The organism is Mesorhizobium terrae, from assembly GCF_008727715.1.
Taxonomy (GTDB): Bacteria; Pseudomonadota; Alphaproteobacteria; order Rhizobiales; family Rhizobiaceae; genus Mesorhizobium; species Mesorhizobium terrae.
In genome coordinates, this window is the sequence record NZ_CP044218.1 from 264719 (window position 1) to 280974 (window position 16256).

16 protein-coding genes are annotated in these 16256 nt (G+C 64.1%); 4 read left to right on the top strand and 12 right to left on the bottom strand.

The window, feature by feature from the left end; all coding sequences use genetic code 11:
* Window positions 1-47: 47 nt before the first annotated feature.
* The 6 genes from FZF13_RS02690 to FZF13_RS02715 all read right to left on the bottom strand — a co-directional run bounded on the left by FZF13_RS02690 (window position 48) and on the right by FZF13_RS02715 (window position 5229).
* Window positions 48-272: a F0F1 ATP synthase subunit C gene (locus tag FZF13_RS02690; protein ID WP_024927135.1), complete on the bottom strand. Its 225-nt coding sequence runs from the start codon at window positions 270-272 to the stop codon at window positions 48-50.
* A 60-nt stretch (window positions 273-332) separates the two neighbouring features.
* Window positions 333-1097 carry a F0F1 ATP synthase subunit A gene (locus FZF13_RS02695; protein ID WP_024927136.1) on the bottom strand — a complete coding sequence of 255 codons (765 nt, stop codon included), beginning with the start codon at window positions 1095-1097 and terminating at the stop codon, window positions 333-335.
* Between the two features lie 75 nt (window positions 1098-1172).
* A complete protein-coding gene (locus tag FZF13_RS02700; protein WP_024927137.1) occupies window positions 1173-1568 on the bottom strand; it encodes an AtpZ/AtpI family protein in 396 nt (131 codons plus the stop codon).
* Window positions 1569-1808: 240 nt separating this feature from the next.
* Entirely contained in the window at window positions 1809-2996 is a 1188-nt protein-coding gene (locus tag FZF13_RS02705; protein WP_024927138.1) for a cell wall hydrolase, read from the bottom strand.
* Between the two features lie 124 nt (window positions 2997-3120).
* On the bottom strand, window positions 3121-4557 hold the full coding sequence (gene der / locus FZF13_RS02710) for a ribosome biogenesis GTPase Der (RefSeq protein ID WP_024927139.1): 1437 nt from the start codon (window positions 4555-4557) through the stop codon (window positions 3121-3123).
* A 6-nt stretch (window positions 4558-4563) separates the two neighbouring features.
* A complete protein-coding gene (locus FZF13_RS02715; protein WP_024927140.1) occupies window positions 4564-5229 on the bottom strand; it encodes a tetratricopeptide repeat protein in 666 nt (221 codons plus the stop codon).
* Window positions 5230-5482: 253 nt separating this feature from the next.
* Here FZF13_RS02715 and FZF13_RS02720 point away from each other — a divergent pair, with 253 nt between their 5' ends.
* A complete protein-coding gene (locus tag FZF13_RS02720) occupies window positions 5483-6484 on the top strand; it encodes a polysaccharide deacetylase family protein (protein ID WP_024927141.1) in 1002 nt (333 codons plus the stop codon).
* Between the two features lie 21 nt (window positions 6485-6505).
* Here FZF13_RS02720 and sbmA read toward each other — a convergent pair whose 3' ends face one another.
* The 3 genes from sbmA to FZF13_RS02735 form a co-directional block, all read right to left on the bottom strand.
* Window positions 6506-7783, bottom strand: a complete 1278-nt coding sequence (gene sbmA, locus FZF13_RS02725; protein ID WP_024927142.1) for a peptide antibiotic transporter SbmA — start codon at window positions 7781-7783, stop codon at window positions 6506-6508.
* 149 nt (window positions 7784-7932) lie between these two features.
* Window positions 7933-9099: a YbfB/YjiJ family MFS transporter gene (locus FZF13_RS02730; RefSeq protein WP_024927143.1), complete on the bottom strand. Its 1167-nt coding sequence runs from the start codon at window positions 9097-9099 to the stop codon at window positions 7933-7935.
* Window positions 9100-9168: 69 nt separating this feature from the next.
* Window positions 9169-9372, bottom strand: a complete 204-nt coding sequence (locus FZF13_RS02735) for a hypothetical protein (RefSeq protein WP_024927144.1) — start codon at window positions 9370-9372, stop codon at window positions 9169-9171.
* A 96-nt stretch (window positions 9373-9468) separates the two neighbouring features.
* Here FZF13_RS02735 and FZF13_RS02740 point away from each other — a divergent pair, with 96 nt between their 5' ends.
* The 3 genes from FZF13_RS02740 (at window position 9469) to FZF13_RS02750 (ending at window position 12148) form a co-directional block, all read left to right on the top strand.
* Window positions 9469-10389, top strand: coding sequence for a LysR substrate-binding domain-containing protein (locus FZF13_RS02740; RefSeq protein ID WP_036255187.1), 921 nt, complete (start codon window positions 9469-9471; stop codon window positions 10387-10389).
* A gap of 82 nt (window positions 10390-10471) precedes the next feature.
* A complete protein-coding gene (locus FZF13_RS02745) occupies window positions 10472-11728 on the top strand; it encodes an aminopeptidase (RefSeq protein WP_024927145.1) in 1257 nt (418 codons plus the stop codon).
* A gap of 63 nt (window positions 11729-11791) precedes the next feature.
* On the top strand, window positions 11792-12148 hold the full coding sequence (locus FZF13_RS02750) for a DUF488 domain-containing protein (RefSeq protein WP_024927146.1): 357 nt from the start codon (window positions 11792-11794) through the stop codon (window positions 12146-12148).
* A 10-nt stretch (window positions 12149-12158) separates the two neighbouring features.
* Here the strand turns inward: FZF13_RS02750 and FZF13_RS02755 are convergent, their stop codons facing one another.
* From FZF13_RS02755 to deoC, 3 genes are all read right to left on the bottom strand, one after another.
* A complete protein-coding gene (locus tag FZF13_RS02755) occupies window positions 12159-12506 on the bottom strand; it encodes an ArsC family reductase (RefSeq protein ID WP_024927147.1) in 348 nt (115 codons plus the stop codon).
* A 204-nt stretch (window positions 12507-12710) separates the two neighbouring features.
* Complete coding sequence (locus FZF13_RS02760) at window positions 12711-15086, bottom strand: aldehyde dehydrogenase family protein (protein ID WP_024927148.1); 2376 nt, start codon at window positions 15084-15086, stop codon at window positions 12711-12713.
* Between the two features lie 21 nt (window positions 15087-15107).
* A complete protein-coding gene (gene deoC / locus FZF13_RS02765) occupies window positions 15108-16121 on the bottom strand; it encodes a deoxyribose-phosphate aldolase (protein WP_024927149.1) in 1014 nt (337 codons plus the stop codon).
* Window positions 16122-16256 lie beyond the last annotated feature (135 nt).

A 16256-nucleotide genomic window follows, 5' to 3' on the forward strand; every position in this document is an offset into this window, starting at 1 on the left:
GTCGCGCAGCCGCCCACCATCACGCGGGCGGCTGGCGTAAAGCGGGATCAGCCGAACAGCGCCAGCAGAGCGATGAGCAGCGAGAAGATGCCCAGAGCTTCCGTCACGGCGAAGCCGAAAATCAGGCGGCCGAACTGGCCGTCGGCTGCCGACGGGTTGCGCAGGGCGCCCGCCAGGTAGTTGCCGAAGATGTTGCCGACGCCGATGCCCGCGCCGCCCATGCCAAGGCAAGCGATACCAGCACCGATGTACCTAGCTGCTTCTGCGTCCATTTCACTTAACTCCTTGATGAATCTAAAATGCTTCGGTTGGCCGGCTTGCGCCGGGTAGATTTAGTGTCCGCCGGGGTGAACCGCGTCGTTGAGATACATGCAGGTCAGCATGGCGAAGACATAGGCCTGCAGGGCGGCGACCAGCACTTCCAGCGCCGTAATGGCAACCGCCATGATCAGCGGCAGGATAGCGCCGGCGATGCCGATGGCGCCGAGCGAGCTCAGCGACACGACGAAGCCTGCAAAGACTTTCAGCGTGATGTGGCCGGCCAGCATGTTGGCGAAAAGACGAACCGAGAGGCTGACGGGACGCGACAGGAACGAGATGACCTCGATGAGCACGACCAGCGGCAGCAGATAGACCGGGACGCCGCTCGGCACGAACAGCTTCAGGAAGCCGAAACCGTTCTTGTAGAAGCCGTAGATCACGACCGTGCCGATGACCAGCGCGGCCAGCGCGAAAGTGACGATGATGTGCGCGGTGACGGTGAAGAAATAGGGGAACAGACCGAGGAGGTTCGCCGTCAGCACGAACATGAACAGCGAGAACACCAACGGGAAGAACTTCATGGCGTGCGAGCCGGCGGAATCGCGCAGCATCGAAGCGACGAATTCGTAGGACATTTCGCCAACCGACTGCAGGCGCGACGGAACGAGCGCGCGGCCAGAGGTGGAGAAATAGAGGAATGCCGACGCCAGAACCACGGTCGCGACCATGAACAGCGCGGAATTGGTGAAGGAGATGTCATAACCGCCGATCTCGAGCGGAATGAGCTTGTTGATATGGAACTGATGGATCGGATCGACCTTGTCAGCAGCTGCCACTTTCTAAACCCTCTCCAAAACCGCGAATACGGCTTCTTGCATCTTGTCCCTGACGCCGCCAACGGGCGCCGGATCTCATTCTTTCGGCTCAGGCGGCTTGCCGCCACGCTGGTCCAGCTCCGCGACCGCGCCAACCGAGCGCAGCACGTTCAATATGCCGGCTACGAAGCCCAGCAGCAAGAAGACGATCAGCCCCCAGGGCGATGTGCCCACCAGACGATCGATCGTCCAGCCGATCACCACACCGACAACGATGCCGGCAATGAACTCGCTGGACAACTTGAAAGCCTGGCCATACCCGCTGGCACGTCCGGCTCCCTCAGCCTCTTTCCCCTGGCTCCGGTCCGGGCGCCTTGTCGCAAGAACTGCTCCAAGCTCGCGCCGGCGGCGCTCAAGATCGTCGTCGTGGAAGCCCGGCGTACCTTTGCCGCTTGTCCGTCCGGTTCCGTCTGGCCCGTTCTTGTCGGCCATCGCAACCTCCCTGCCCGGCCAAAACGTCGCCGTTCGCCCGCTTCCAAGTCGCGGGCAACATAGTTAGAGGCCCTTCCCCCGTCAAGCCGAGGGGGAAGCTTTGTCGGCAAGTATTTTTGCCTTATAAATCAATAACTTGAATAAGTGCGACATCGTGCCCGGTGTGGAGCGTGGCGTCAACGGAGAGAATCTCCGCTCTCCGCCCGCCTTCGCGGCGCGTCCGGTGCGTATATCGCCGGCTCAGCTCCAGCCGCCACCATAGGTGCGATAGAAGATGTGCAGACCGATCCTGGTCATCTTCTTCATCGCCCGCGCCCAGCCCGGATTCACATAGGCGGCGTAATAATGGGTCGAGGAGCCGACCTCGGGGATGAAGATCTTGCCGGCGGTGACAGCCATGCCCACGTCCTGCGCGATCTTGTAGCGCGCCGGATCTTCGATGCGCTTGCGGCGACCGTCGCAGGCGAAGGAGAACTGGCAGCGGTTCAGCCAGTCGTCGTTCTGGTAGACGACGCCGCAGATGGAATTGGGATAGGCAGGATTGCGGACGCGGTTGAGGATGACCTGGGCGACGGCTGCCTGGCCACGCAACGATTCGCCCCGCGCCTCGAAATAGATGCCGTTGGCCAGGCATTTCTGTTCCGGCTTGGAGAAGACCGAGGCCGGCAGCGGGTTCTTCATCCAGGCATGATCGCCTTTCGACATCGGCGGGATGAAGCGGCCGCCGCCGGGCTTTTCGTCCTGCAGCAGCGATTCGAACGGAGACGCCTTGGCGTAGTCGGGCGCGGAAGGCGCATAGGCAGTGGCCAGGATGTCGGCGCTGTCATTGTTGACGAGGCTGGCCAGCATGGTCGGCACGCCGGTGTCCGGCTTCTTGTCCTCGCGCAGGTGGAAGGCCGCCGCGATCTGCACTTCCTTGCCCTTGATGTCGGGCTTGGCGAAACCGAGTTTCAGGCCGCTGTCCATGCTTGGGCGTAGCAGCGAGGAGGTGCGCTGGAAGATGGAGCCGGCGGAGAAATTCTTCGGCGGCGCCACCGGTACGATCTTGACGATGCGGTCCTTCTTGCCGGCGCGGGAAACCCTGACCTCGTCCGAGGTCTCGCCGGTCTTGGCCACCCTGCCGCTCAGCGCGACGGTGCCGACGCCAGGCAAGCGCACACCCGAACCGGCGAGCGAGCCGGTGACCGCGTCCTTGTCGACAAAGGGCAGTTCGGCGGCGTGAATCGAGCCGGCAGCCGACTTCTGCACATAGGCGTTCCAGCGGACGGTTGAGGATTCGAGGCCGGAGACCAGACTGGTCATGTCCTGATAGGCGACCGCGGTCGGGAAGCCGATCCAGATGCCAAGACCAACGGCGAGCGGCGAGAGCAAGGAGCGTTTTTGACCACCGGCGGCGGCCACGAGCCGCTTTACGAGACGTCGATGCACTGAACTCTCCAGGACGCTACGGAACCCCATTCTGAAGGGTCACAATGCGGCATTAACCTTGATGGTCGGTTAACGGCATTAACCTTGACGGGAGGTTAACGGCAGCGAGGCTGGTAGCGGTGGCTCAGCTCTTCTTCTTGGCCCGGCCGGCAAAAGGATTGTCGGAGGTGCGCAGCGCCATGCGGATCGGCACGCCCGGCATGTCGAAGGCATCGCGCAAGCTGTTCACCAGATAGCGAACATAGGACTGCGGCATGGCGTCGGGCCGCGAGCACGAGACGACGAAACCCGGCGGACGGGTCTTGGCCTGGGTGACATATTTGATCTTCAACCGGCGACCGGCGACGGCGGGCGGCGGGTGATGCGCCAGAATGCCTTCCAGCCAGCGGTTCAGCTTGCCGGTGGAGACGCGGCTGTTCCAGACCCTGTGCGTCCTGACAATGGCGTCCATCAATTTGTCGAGGCCGCGGCCGGTTTCGGCCGACACGGTGACGGCCTGGATGCCGCGCACCTGGGGCAACAGCCGCGCGGTCTTTTCGCGCAGGTCCGCCAGAACCTCCTGCGGGTGATCGATCAGGTCCCACTTGTTGAAGGCGATGACTGGCGCCCTGCCCTCGCGGACGATGAGGTCGACGATCTGGAGATCCTGTTTTTCGAACGGGATGGTGGCATCGAAGACGATGACGACCACTTCGGCGAAGCGCATGGCGCGCAAGCCGTCGGCGACCGACAGCTTCTCCAGCTTTTCCTGGACCTTGGCCTTGCGGCGCATGCCGGCGGTGTCGAACAGCTTGATGCGCCGGCCGCGCCAGTCCCAGTCGACGGAGATCGAATCGCGGGTGATGCCGGCTTCCGGCCCGGTCAGCAGACGCTCTTCGCCGATCAGCGCGTTGATCAGCGTCGACTTGCCCGCATTGGGCCGACCGACCACGGCGATGCGCAGCGGCTTAGCCTCGTCATAGGCCGGGATTTCCTCGGCGTCCGGATCGGCGATGTCCTCGCCGATCAGCACCTCGGAGGCGGCTATCTCTTCGTCGGCGTCGTCTTCTTCGCCGAACACACGTTTCTCGCCGAGCGCCTCGATGACGGCATCGCGCAGATCCGGCATGCCCTGGCCGTGCTCGGCCGAAACAGGCACGGGTTCGCCGAGGCCCAGTTCCCAGGCCTCCAGCATGCCGCCTTGCGCGCCGCGCGCCTCGGCCTTGTTGGCGACCAGAACCACCGGCTTGCCGGACCGGCGCACGACTTCGGCGAAGGTGCGGTCGTCCGGCATCAAGCCGGCCTTGGCGTCCATCAGGAAGAAAATGAGATCGGCTTCCTCGATGGCGATCTCGGTCTGCAGGCGCATGCGGCCAGGCAGCGACCCAGCCGGCGCGTCTTCGAAGCCGGCCGTGTCGATCACATCGAAAAAGATGTCGTAGAGTTTGGCGGGATGAACGCGGCGGTCGCGGGTGACGCCGGGGGTATCGTCGACAAGAGCCAGCTTGCGACCGGCCAAGCGGTTGAAAAGCGTGGATTTGCCGACGTTAGGCCGGCCGATGATGGCGACTTTGAAGCTCATTGCCCATCACGACGCGTTGCCGGTGCCGCGGATCAGCTCGGCCATCAGCGTGGCGCGATCGCGCACATTGCGCGGCGCGCCTTCGTCGGCGGCGATCTGGTCGAACAGCTTTAAAGCGTCCTGCGACTTGCCTTCCTTCCAGGCGGCCAGTCCGAGCGCCTCGCGTGCTGTATGACGCAGCGCGCTGGTGTCGGCGGTCAATGCCTCGACGCGGCTGGAGACATCGGCGAAAGAGCCGTGGTCGATCAGGATGAGGCCGGCGCGAAGCCGCGCCATGTCACGGATCGAAGCCGGGATCGCGCTGTCGGCGGCGACCTCGTCGAAATCCTTCACGGCGCCGGCGAAATCGCCCTTGTCGGCCTTGACGGTGGCGGCGCGCATGCGCGCCAGTAGCGGATAAGCGCCGTAACCGTCCTTCTCGAGCGCGGCCAAGGCGGCCAGCGCATCGTCCTGCTTGCCGTCATTGGCGAGTTTCAGCGCCTGCGAGAACGCGTCACCCGAACGGTTGGCACGCGAGGTGTCCCAATAACGGTAGCCGACGAAGGCGGCGGTGCCGAGCACGATCAGCACGGCGGCCGCGATCAGCATGGGGCCGTAACGATCCCACAGCGCCCGGGCGCGGTCGCCACGGATCTCTTCATTGACTTCGCGGATAAAACTGTCGTCGGACATCGATCAAACCGTTGCCGCCCAGTCCAAGCGGACCGAGCCTAAAGATGAGCCCCGCCTTGTAGCGAAATTTTGTCGGCATGGAAGGGGGGAGCCGGAAAATCGGCGGGACGGCGCGTTCGCGCACTGGCTTTGGCGACCTATCGGCGCCACATTTGAAGGCTAGCGCGAAGTCCAGTCGCGGTTGCCCGACTGCGGCGTATGGCCTATCTGGCGCCTGTCTGGCCCTGTGAAATCCCGTTTCGATTGTCCGAGAATGTTCCGTTCGTTCCGCGTGCTTGCGTATTCCAGCCTGGCTTTTGCCACGACGACGGCGGCCCTCGCGGACCCGCCGCGGTCGCCCGTGCCGGCCAAGCCGAAGCAGATCGTCATCATCTCCTTCGACAATGCGCGCGACATCGCGCAATGGAAACGCAGCCGCGCGCTGGCGGCGCGCACCGGTGCGCATTTCAGCTATTTCCTGTCCTGCGTCTTCCTTTTGTCGAAGGACACCCGCAAGGACTATGTCACGCCGACCAAGGGCAGCGGCAAGTCGAATATCGGTTTCGCCGCCTCGAAGGACGAGGTGGCCGAGCGGCTGGAACAGATCAACCTGGCGGTCGCCGAGGGCCACGATCTCGGCAGCCATGCCTGCGGCCATTTCGACGGCAAGGACTGGAGCAAGGCCGACTGGCAGGCGGAACTGGCGGCATCGCGGCGCATCCTGGAAAACGCCTATGCGATCAACGGCATCTCGCCCGAGCCGGCCGGCTGGCGCGACCTTGCCAAAGCAGTGACCGGTTTCCGCGCCCCGTATCTGTCGACCGGCAAGGGCCTCTACCAGGCGCTGCCGGAAGCCGGCTTCGCCTATGACGCCAGCGGCGTCTCGCAAGGCCCCGCCGTGCCAACCACGGCCGGCGGCCTGACGCGTTTCTCGCTCCCGCTCATTCCCGAGGGGCCGAAACGGCGGCCGGTGATCGCGATGGACTACAATCTGTTCGTGCGTCATTCCGGCGGCTTCGAGCGGCCGAGCCAGGCCAAGGAATTCGAGGAGCGCACCTATGACGCGTTCCGCGCCGCCTTCGACAAACAATATGCCGGCGAGCGCGTGCCGCTCGAGCTTGGCTTCCACTTCACGCTGATGAACGACGGCACCTACTGGAACGCGCTGGAGCGTTTCGCCGGCGAGGTTTGCGTGAAATCGGACGTCGAGTGCATCAGCTACCGCGACTATCTGGGCAGAGGCAAACCCACCAAGCCCGCCGCCGTGGGCGGCTGAGCCGCCCACCACACGCGCCGGTCAGTGCACCGGCTGGTCCTTGGGCTCCATGCCGGCCTGCTGGCGATCGAGATAATGCTGGTCGATATCCGGCAGCGGTTCGCCTTCCAGCGTCGCCTCGAAGGCGCGCAGGCGCTTATGAATCGACTGCAGCTCGACGATGGTCGACCAAGAATTCAGCAGGAACTGCAGCGAGTTGGCCACTCGGTCAAAGGCGTTCGAAATCTGACTGAATATGCCAAACGTAATCTTACCTGCCACCAACGAAGGTCCCAAGATCAAAAGAGAATAAATGCCATCGGCTTGCAGATAGGTATAACGCACCACATTGAAATAGATGTAGTGGCCATAGAGCCGGAAGTAGTTGCGGCGGACGTTGTTGAACAATTCCTTGGTGGTCAGCGGCTGCGCCCTGTCGGCATGATCCTCGCCATAGACAAGTTCCTTGCGGTAGGCGGCTTCGACACGCTGATTGCGAAACTGCAAGCCGGGCAGCTTAACACCGGCCAGCATCACCACAATGGTACCGAAGAAACACCAGACCAACGCTGCAACAACGAGCGGATGAGCAATGACTCCGACGATCGGCAACTCGGTGATGTGAACCTGCAGCTGGATCAGGACCGGCAGGAACGCAATAAGCGTCATGATCGATCTTACGAAAGTTGCGCCCAAATCCTCCATGATCTGGCAAAAGCGCATCGTGTCTTCTTGAATACGCTGCGAGGCGCCCTCGATATGACGCAGCTTGTCCCAGTTCGCCATGAAATAGTCGTTCATGGCCGTGCGCCAGCGGAAGATCCAATGTTGAACGACAAAGGCGTTGACCACCTGCACGTTCATGCCGAGTAGCGCCAACCAAGCAAAACTGGCGACCCCCCAATAAAATTCGGTGCTGGTCGATTTCCTGGTTCCTGACATAAGGCCTTGCACGTAGTCGTAGAACGGCCCGTACCAGTTATTAACTGCCACGCTGACTTGCACAGTAAAATAGATCAAGAACAAGACAACAGAAGCGACAATAATAGACCAATTTTGCCAAGGGTGCGGAGAGAACCATGCCCAAAATGCATAGAATATCAGTACGCTTGCCGTGTAATAAATATAGAACCAAAGGAACGGGTTCGACCAAAATACGCTAATGCCAATGTTCGGTGGGGCTGCCGGATCAGCCGGTCCGAGACCGAAGACGGAACCGAACTGTTGACCACCGAAGAACCACAGCAGAACGAGGAAGAGACTCCACGCCGCCGCCGAAAGGAAGAACAGCTTCGGCTTCGGGAAGAAGGATACGAACACGGCGGCGAATTCCTTGCTGGCGCGGCATATGCGCGCCGCTGTTGCGATTCGCCTGCATCAAGTCACAGTTTTTGCGGCAAAGGAATGGTGACTGATCCGGCTGCCGAATTACTTTTTCGTCACGTTGCGGCGGCGGCTTCTTCTTGGCCTTACCGCCTGGCGTGTCTGCCGGCCGACCAGACGATCGCTGAGGAGACGACAAGAACGACCGCAGCCGCGATCGACGGCACGAAGAAGCTGCCGCCGGCGCGTTCGGCGAGCGCGCCGGCGACCAGCGGGCCGATGAGCTGACCGAGGCCGAAGGCGGTGGTCATCAGCGCGAAAGCACGCCGCGGCGCCTGCGGTGCCAGCACCCGGCCGGCCTGCAGGCCGAGCGCCGTGATGGCGATGAAGGTGAAGCCGAGGAAGAAACCGCCGAGCAGCGGCCCGAGCGGCGCGCTCATGGCGACACTGGCGGTGACGCCGGCAGCCTCGACCAGGCAGGCCACGGCATAAGCGACATAAAGACCGCTGCGTTGGGCAACCTTCTGCCAGAGCCAGACCGACGGCACCCCGGCGATGCCGGTGACCATCCACACCATCGCCTCGAAGAGCCGGCTGCCACCGCCCTGGCGCACGATGGCGACCAGGAAGGTGGCGGTGATGATGTAGCCGAAACCGAACAGGCCGTAGCCGACGATGACCTTGATGAGCGGCGCGTTCCACGGCAAGGCGGGCTCGCGGGCGGAGGAAACGCTTGCCGCCGGGCCGCGATCGATCATCAGCGCTACGACGGCGAAACCCGCCGCCGACAGCGCCGCCGACCACAGCCAGCCCGCCTGCCAGCCGGCATGAGCCGAAACCAGGATCGCCATCATCAGCGACGAGGCGGCGATGCCGAGGCCGACACCGCCGAAATGCAGCGCCTGCAAGCCGTTGCGGCCGGTAACCGCGAGATGGCTGAAGACGATCGAGGCCAGGAAGACGATGACGAAAGCGCTGGCGACGCCGGCCAGGAAGCGCACCACGAGAAAGACCCAGATGGCGTCGGTGAGGCCCATGAGCCCGGCAAGGACCGCGCTGGCGCCCAAAGCGCCCAGCATGAGCGCCCGCTCGCGACCATGCGCCCAGCCGCCGGCGGCGGCAAAGGCGCCAAACAGATAGCCGAGATAATTGGCCGAGGCGATCAGGCCGGCATCGCCGGGGGAAAGGTGAAGCGCCTCCATCATGCCGGGCAGGATCGGCGTATAGACGAAGCGGCCGATGCCCATGGCGACGGCCATCGCGATCATGCCGGCGAAGGCAAACCGCAGCGGCGATGGCGAGGTCGTGTTCATTGCAGCGCACAATAAAACCGTGCGCTTGCGAAGCAATGCGTTTCGCTTGGGCCAGTTGGCCGGCGCCCGTCAGGCGCCGCAGCAGCGCGGCGTGGTCTCGAACGTGGTGCGCCGCGCGGTCAGCCTGAACGGCATGTCGCCCAATTCGCGTTCCGACATCGTGTCGAGAACGGGATGCGAAAGCGGGTCGCGAACCCAGCCGGCGACGTCACCGTCCGCCAGACGGTACAGCCCGATTTCCCGAAACGGGTTCAGCAAGGAGAAAAGCTTCATGGCCGCAGATCCCTCGATCTGTTTCTGCCGGCGATTTTGCCACTATGCGCTTTGGATTCAATTGAGATTTACGTGCGCACGGTTTAGAAAAACTTCATGGCCCCCTTGAACCGAATCCATCTCAACGGATTGCGCGCCGTCGAAACCGTGGCGCGGCTGGGCTCATTGTCGGCGGCAGCGGCCGAGCTCGGTGTTTCGCCGAGCGCCGTCAGCCAACAGATCAACCGGACGGAGCGGCAGCTCGGGCTCGCACTTTTCGAACGCACGCCGGCCGGGCTGGCGCTGACCGATTTCGGCGACCAGTTCACGACGCGGCTGGGCAAGGGTTTTCGCGAGCTGACGCAGGCGGTGGCACTGGCGGACGAAGCTTCGCGCTGCACGCTGGTGGTGTCGGCTGCCCCAGCCTTTGCCTCGAAATGGCTGATGCCGAGACTGTCGCGTCATTTCACCCGCTTTCCCAACGTGCTTCTGCGCATCGACGCCTCGGTGCGGCTGGTCGATCCCGGCAATTCGGAAGTCGACATCGGCATCCGGCTGGGCAACGGCAAATGGCCGGGGCTGCGCGCCGAATTGCTGATCGAGCAGGAAATCTTCCCGGTCTGCGCGCCGGCGATCGCGGCGAAGCTGAAGACGGTCGCCGACCTCGCCAACGCCTATGCGATCACCGACGAGCGCACGATGATCGCCTGGGAGAGCTGGTTCAGGGCCGCCGGCGTCGAACCGCTGACATTGCTGAAGGGCGCCTCGTTCACCGACCCGATGCTGTGCCTGGAATCGACCATCGCCGGCCACGGCGTCATGCTGGGCTGGCAATTGTTGTGCGCCGACGCGCTGGCCGACGGGCGCCTGGTGGCGCCGTTTGGCGTGCGGGCGCCGAGCGGCCTCGGCTACTGGATGGTAACCGCGACTGAAGACCCCGAGAGCCGCAAGGTGCGCGACTTCAAGGCATGGCTGCGCGAGGAGATCGCGGCGACCATGGCCACCTTCGTCACCCCGACAGAACCGGCCTTCGCCTGACCGAGGACCAATGGCTTGTTGTGGAAAGCCCGGCCCCGGCGGTCTATGTAGAAACAATGTCACCAACAGCCGAGGCCAGACCATGACCAGCCACGCCCGCGATTTTTCCGCAGCCATCGCCCCGGTGAAGCTCGACCGCATGGCCGAGGTCGCGATCAAGGTTGGCCTGCAATTGCAGCCCGGCCAGGACCTGGTGCTGACATCGTCGATCGCGGCACTTCCGCTGACCCGCAAGATCATCGAGCATGCCTACAAGGCCGGGGCCGGACTGGTGACGCCGATCTTCAACGACGACGAGATCACGCTGGCGCGCTTCCGTTATGGCGCCGACGCCGGTTTCGACCGCGCCGCCGGCTGGCTCTATGAAGGCATGGCCAAGGCCTTCGCCAACAATGCGGCGCGGCTTGCGGTGCGCGGCGACGACCCGTCGCTTTTGTCAGCCCAGGACCCCGCCAAGGTTTCGCGCGCCAACAAGGCGAATTCGATTGCCTATCAGCCAGCGCTGGAGAAGATCACCGGCTTCGACATCAACTGGAACATCATCGCCTATCCGGAACTGGCCTGGGCACGCCAAGTGTTTCCGGGCGAGACCGACGATGTCGCGGTGGCCAAGCTGGCGGACGCGATCTTTTCGGCAAGCCGAGTCGACAATGACGATCCGATCGGTGCCTGGAAGGCGCATAATGCGGCGCTGGCCAAACGCACGGCCTGGCTGAACGGTCACAATTTCCATGCCCTGCATTTCAGGGGTCCGGGCACCGACCTCACCGTCGGTCTCGCCGACGGGCACGAATGGATGGGCGGCGCCTCGACCGCCAAGAACGGCATCACCTGCAACCCCAACATCCCGACCGAGGAAGTGTTCACCACGCCGCATGCCATGCGCGTGAGCGGCCACGTGTCCTCGACCAAGCCGCTCTCCTACCAGGGCACGCTGATCGACGAGATTTCGGTGCGGTTCGAGGAAGGACGCATCGTCGAGGCGAAAGCCTCCAGGGGCGAAGACGTGTTGCAGAAGGTGCTGGACACCGATGCTGGCGCGCGCCGGCTGGGCGAAGTGGCGCTGGTGCCGCATTCCTCGCCGATCTCGGCCAGCGGCATCCTGTTCTACAACACGCTGTTCGACGAAAACGCCTCCTGCCACATCGCGCTCGGCCAGTGCTATTCGAAGTGTTTTGTCGGCGGCGACAAACTCAGCCAGGACGAGATCGCGGCGCGCGGCGGCAACAAGAGCTTCATCCATATCGACTGGATGATCGGCTCCGGCAAGGTCGACATCGACGGCGTCAACAAGGATGGTTCGACCGTGCCGGTGATGCGCAAGGGCGAATGGGCCTGACGCGCCGGGCAGCCTGAACGGCAACCGGGCGGTTATGCTGCCCGGTGCCATGGGGAAACGGCCATGGCATTCGATATTGCGGTCAAACGGGTCTATGAGCCGCCGGCGGCTTCCGACGGCCAGCGCGTGCTGGTTGACCGCGTCTGGCCGCGCGGAATGACCAAGGAAAAGGCGGCGCTGACGCTATGGCTGAGGGACATAGCACCGAGCGATGCCCTGCGCAAATGGTTCGACCACAAGCCCGAACGCTGGGATGAATTCCAGGCGCGCTATCATGAAGAATTGTCCGGCAGGCAAGAGCCGCTCAGCGAACTCGCCAGCCTTTTGGAACATGGCCGCGTCACCCTGCTCTACGGCGCCCATGAAGAGCGTTTCAACAATGCGGTCGCGCTTGCGGACTATCTACGAAAGCAGGCCTAGGAAGCTCGCCTCAGCCGAGCTCGCGCTCGTAGACATCCGGCTTGAAGCCGACCAGCAGCCGGTCGCCCAGATCGAGCACCGGGCGCTTGATCATGGTCGGGTTGGCCAGCATCAGCGCCTTGGCTTTCCTGGCGTCGATGCCCTGCTTGTTGTCGTCGGGCAATTCCTTGAAGGTGGTGCTCGCCTTGTTGAGCAGCACTTCCCAGCCGAGCCGGTCGATCCAGCCCTGCAGGCGGTCGGCTTCGAGGCCCGAGGCGCGGTAGTCGTGGAAGGCGTAGGCGACCTTGCGGCCTTCCAGCCAGACGCGCGCCTTCTTGATCGTGTCGCAGTTCGGGATGCCGTACATGGTGATGGTCAAGGCGATGTTCCTCGGTTCGTCCGGAACCGGGTAGCCGATTCGGAGCGATGGCGCTCTCTTCCTTCTCCCCGTTTTACGGGGAGAAGGTGCCCGAAGGGCGGATGAGGGGCGGCGCCAGGCTGGCGAAGATTCGCTCTGCCCCTCTCTGCCCTGCCGGGCATCTCTCCCCGCAAGCGGGCCGAGAAAGGCAGCTTCGACGATGCCCTACTCGCCGTACGGCACCCAGATGTTCTTCACCTGGACGGCACGGGACAGGATCTCCCTGCCCTCGCCTTGGCGTGCGTCATACCAGTCGCGCTGTACGGTCTCCGCCCAGACCTGCTTGAGGTTGCCGGTTGACGCCTTTTCGATCCTGGCTGCGGCTTCGCGGCCGCCGAAATACCAGATGCCGTCGACCTCCTCGTGCTTGGCCAGCTCCAGCGCCAGCGCGTCGCGGTCGCCAGTGACGATGTTGACGACGCCGTCCGGCACATCCGAAGTCTCCAGCACCTGATAGAAGTCGGTGGCGGCCAGCGCTTGACGCGATGACGGCACCACGACGACACGGTTGCCCATGGCGATCGCCGGCGCGAAGGTGGAGACGAAGCCGAGCAGGCCATGCTCTTCCGGGCAGGCGATGCCAAGGATGCCGAGTGGCTCGTTCATGGCGAGTGCAACGCCACGCAGCGGCGGCTTGTGCACCGCGCCCTCGAACTTGTCGGCCCAGGCGCCGTAGGCGAACAGCCGCGAAACCGAGGCGGCGACCTCCCTGGCCGTATCCTGCTTGCGCCGGCCGGTCATGGCGGCGAGACGGTCGGCGAACTCGCCCGATCGGGCATCGAGGTTTTCGGCGATGTAATAGAGGATCTGCGCGCGGCTGTGCTCCGCGGTCGTCGCCCAGCCGGTCGCCTTGCGCGCGGCTTCGACGGCGTTGCGGATATCCTTGCGGTTGCCTTCGCCGACCTCGCCGACCAGCGCGCCGGAGGGCGAGACGACGGGGCGCGAATAACCACCATCCGGCCGCGCCTGCTTGCCGCCGACATAAAGCTTGGCGGTGCGATCGACGAAGCCGGTCGAGACGACGTCGCCATTGGCTTCGACTGTTGGCAAGACGGCAATCGGCTTGGCCTTCGCCAGCCATTTCGGCTTGCAATAAGCGGCCAGCCCCTCACGGCCGCCTTCGCGGCCATAGCCGGATTCCTTGTAACCGCCGAAGCCGACACCGGCGTCGAACATGTTGGTGCCGTTGACCCAGACGACGCCGCATTTCAGCTTCGGGGCGATGTCGAGCGCCAGCGACAGCGTCTCCGACCAGATCGATGCGGCAAGGCCATATTCGGTGTTGTTGGCGAGCTCGATCGCCTCCGCCGGGGTGCGGAAGGTTGTGGCGACCAGCACCGGCCCGAAAATCTCGACACGCGAGACGGTGGCGGCCGGATGCACGCCGGTGAGCAGCGTCGGCGGATAGAAGCAGCCCTTGGCCGGCACTCCCGCCTTGGGCTGATGCAGGATCGCCCCTTCCTTGACGCCGACATCGACCAGTTCGCGGATGCGCGCCAATTGAACCGGGTGCACGATGGCGCCGATGTCGATGGCCTTGTCGAGCGGGTCGCCGACGCGCAGCGTCTCCATGCGGCTCACCAACTTGGCGATGAAGCGCTCCTGCACGCTTTCCTGCACCAGCAGGCGCGAGCCGGCGCAGCAGACCTGGCCCTGGTTGAACCAGATGGCGTCGACCACGCCTTCAACCGCCGCATCGAGATCGGCGTCGTCGAAGACAATGAAAGGCGATTTGCCGCCGAGTTCCAGGGTCAGGCTCTTGCCCGAACCGGCGGTCGCCTCGCGAATGCGGCGGCCGACTTCGGTCGAGCCGGTGAAAGCGATCTTGGCAACGCCCGGATGATTGACGATCGCCTCGCCTGTCGCGCCATCGCCGGTGACGATGTTGACCACGCCTTCGGGCAGGCCGGCCTTCTGGCAGATTTCGGCGAAGAGCAGCGCGGTGAGCGATGTGTATTCGGCGGGCTTCAGAACAACAGTGTTGCCGAGCGCAATGGCTGGCGCGATCTTCCAGGCGAGCATCAGCAACGGGAAGTTCCACGGGATGATCTGGCCGCAGACGCCGAGCGGTTCCTTGTCGGCCAGTTCGCCGTCCATCAGCTGTGCCCAGCCGGCGTGATGGTAGAAATGGCGGGCGACCAGCGGGATATCGATGTCGCGGGTCTCGCGGATCGGCTTGCCGTTGTCGAGCGTTTCGACCACGGCGAACAGGCGGCTGTGGCGCTGGACGAGACGGGCGATCGCATAGAGGTAGCGGGCGCGGACATGCCCGGGAAGTGCCGCCCAGGCTGGCTGGGCCTTGCTTGCTGCCTTGACGGCGGCGTCGATGTCGGCGGCATTGGCCTGCGCCAGCCGTGTCAGCACCTCGCCGTTCGACGGCGACATGGTCTCGAAGCTTTCGCCTGATTTCGCCTTCTTCCAGGCGCCGCCGATGAACAGCTTGGTCTCGCCGCCCAGACCCTTGATCCAGGCACGCGCTTCCTTGTCGCTCTCCGGCGCCGGGCCATATTCCATCGTGTCCAATATCTCAGCAATCGACATGCAGGATCCCCGTCCGGCCCGTTAAGCCATCGCGTGGTGGCTGAAGGCCGCGTAACGGCCGGTGACATAGTGTTCGAGCTGCCGCTCGATGTCGGCAAGCAGCGACGACGCACCGAAGCGGAACAGGTTCGGCTGCAGCCAGTCGTTGCCGAGCTCTTCCTTCATCAGCGCCAGATAGGCCATCGCATCCTTAGCGGTGGAGATGCCGCCGGCCGGCTTGTAGCCGACGACATGGCCGGTCATTTCGCGGTATTCGCGGATGGCGCGGATCATCACCAGCGTGACCGGGAGCGTGGCGTTGATCGCTTCCTTGCCGGTCGAGGTCTTGATGAAATCGGAGCCGGCCATCATCGAAACCCACGAGGCGCGCGCGACATTGCGCAGCGTCTGCAGATCGCCGGTGGCGAGAATGGTCTTCATGTGGGCAGGCCCGCAGGCCTCCTTGCAGGCCTTCACCTCGTCGTAGAGCGCCTGCCAGTTGCCGGTCAGCACATGCTCGCGGGTGATGACGATGTCGATTTCCTCGGCACCGTCGGCGACCGAAGCCTCGATCTCCTTCAGCCGCGTGTCGAGCGGCGACAGCCCCGCCGGGAAACCGGTGGAGACGGCGGCGACCGGAATGCCGGAACCCTGCAATGCCTCGACGGCGGTGGCGACGAAACGGTGGTAGACGCAGACCGCGCCGGTGGTGATGGTGCGCCCGCCAAGGCCGAGCGCCTCCTGCAGGTCGGCGCGCAGCGGCTGACGTGCCTTGGCGCAGAGGCGCTGGACACGGCCGGCGGTGTCGTCACCGCTCAGCGTGGTGAGATCGATGCACTGCAAGGCGCGGACCAGCCAGGCGGCCTGCCATTCCTTCTTGACCGTGCGGCGGCCGGCCAGCGACGCAGTGCGCCGCTCGGCGGCGGAGAGATTGACGCGGACAGCCTCGATCGGGTCGAGCGAGAACGGCACCGGTGGATTGTAGGGGTGCGGCTGGTTGGCAAAGGCGGCAGCGCCGGTGGGCTGGCTACCCCTGTGCTTGTCGACGACGTTCATCTCACACCTCCCATACGCCCGGCCACGATCGCGAAGCGGCAACCGCGCCGAAACGCCCATATTGCGCGAATCGCGAAGCCCGCCAAGGCTCAATCAGCCATGGCGGGCTTTCGTCGGGGCAGAGTTGAACGGGAG

Bases quoted from the DNA above. Each gene is read 5' to 3' on its own strand.
- deoC (WP_024927149.1), bottom strand. From the start codon at position 16,121: ATGAACGTCGTCGACAAGCACAGGGGTAGCCAGCCCACCGGCGCTGCC.
- FZF13_RS02700 (WP_024927137.1), bottom strand. From the start codon at position 1,568: ATGGCCGACAAGAACGGGCCAGACGGAACCGGACGGACAAGCGGCAAA.
- FZF13_RS02760 (WP_024927148.1), bottom strand. From the start codon at position 15,086: ATGTCGATTGCTGAGATATTGGACACGATGGAATATGGCCCGGCGCCG.
- FZF13_RS02715 (WP_024927140.1), bottom strand. From the start codon at position 5,229: ATGTCCGACGACAGTTTTATCCGCGAAGTCAATGAAGAGATCCGTGGC.
- FZF13_RS02750 (WP_024927146.1), top strand. From the start codon at position 11,792: ATGGCATTCGATATTGCGGTCAAACGGGTCTATGAGCCGCCGGCGGCT.
- FZF13_RS02690 (WP_024927135.1), bottom strand. From the start codon at position 272: ATGGACGCAGAAGCAGCTAGGTACATCGGTGCTGGTATCGCTTGCCTT.
- FZF13_RS02740 (WP_036255187.1), top strand. From the start codon at position 9,469: ATGGCCCCCTTGAACCGAATCCATCTCAACGGATTGCGCGCCGTCGAA.
- FZF13_RS02720 (WP_024927141.1), top strand. From the start codon at position 5,483: ATGTTCCGTTCGTTCCGCGTGCTTGCGTATTCCAGCCTGGCTTTTGCC.
- FZF13_RS02735 (WP_024927144.1), bottom strand. From the start codon at position 9,372: ATGAAGCTTTTCTCCTTGCTGAACCCGTTTCGGGAAATCGGGCTGTAC.
- FZF13_RS02745 (WP_024927145.1), top strand. From the start codon at position 10,472: ATGACCAGCCACGCCCGCGATTTTTCCGCAGCCATCGCCCCGGTGAAG.
- der (WP_024927139.1), bottom strand. From the start codon at position 4,557: ATGAGCTTCAAAGTCGCCATCATCGGCCGGCCTAACGTCGGCAAATCC.
- FZF13_RS02730 (WP_024927143.1), bottom strand. From the start codon at position 9,099: ATGAACACGACCTCGCCATCGCCGCTGCGGTTTGCCTTCGCCGGCATG.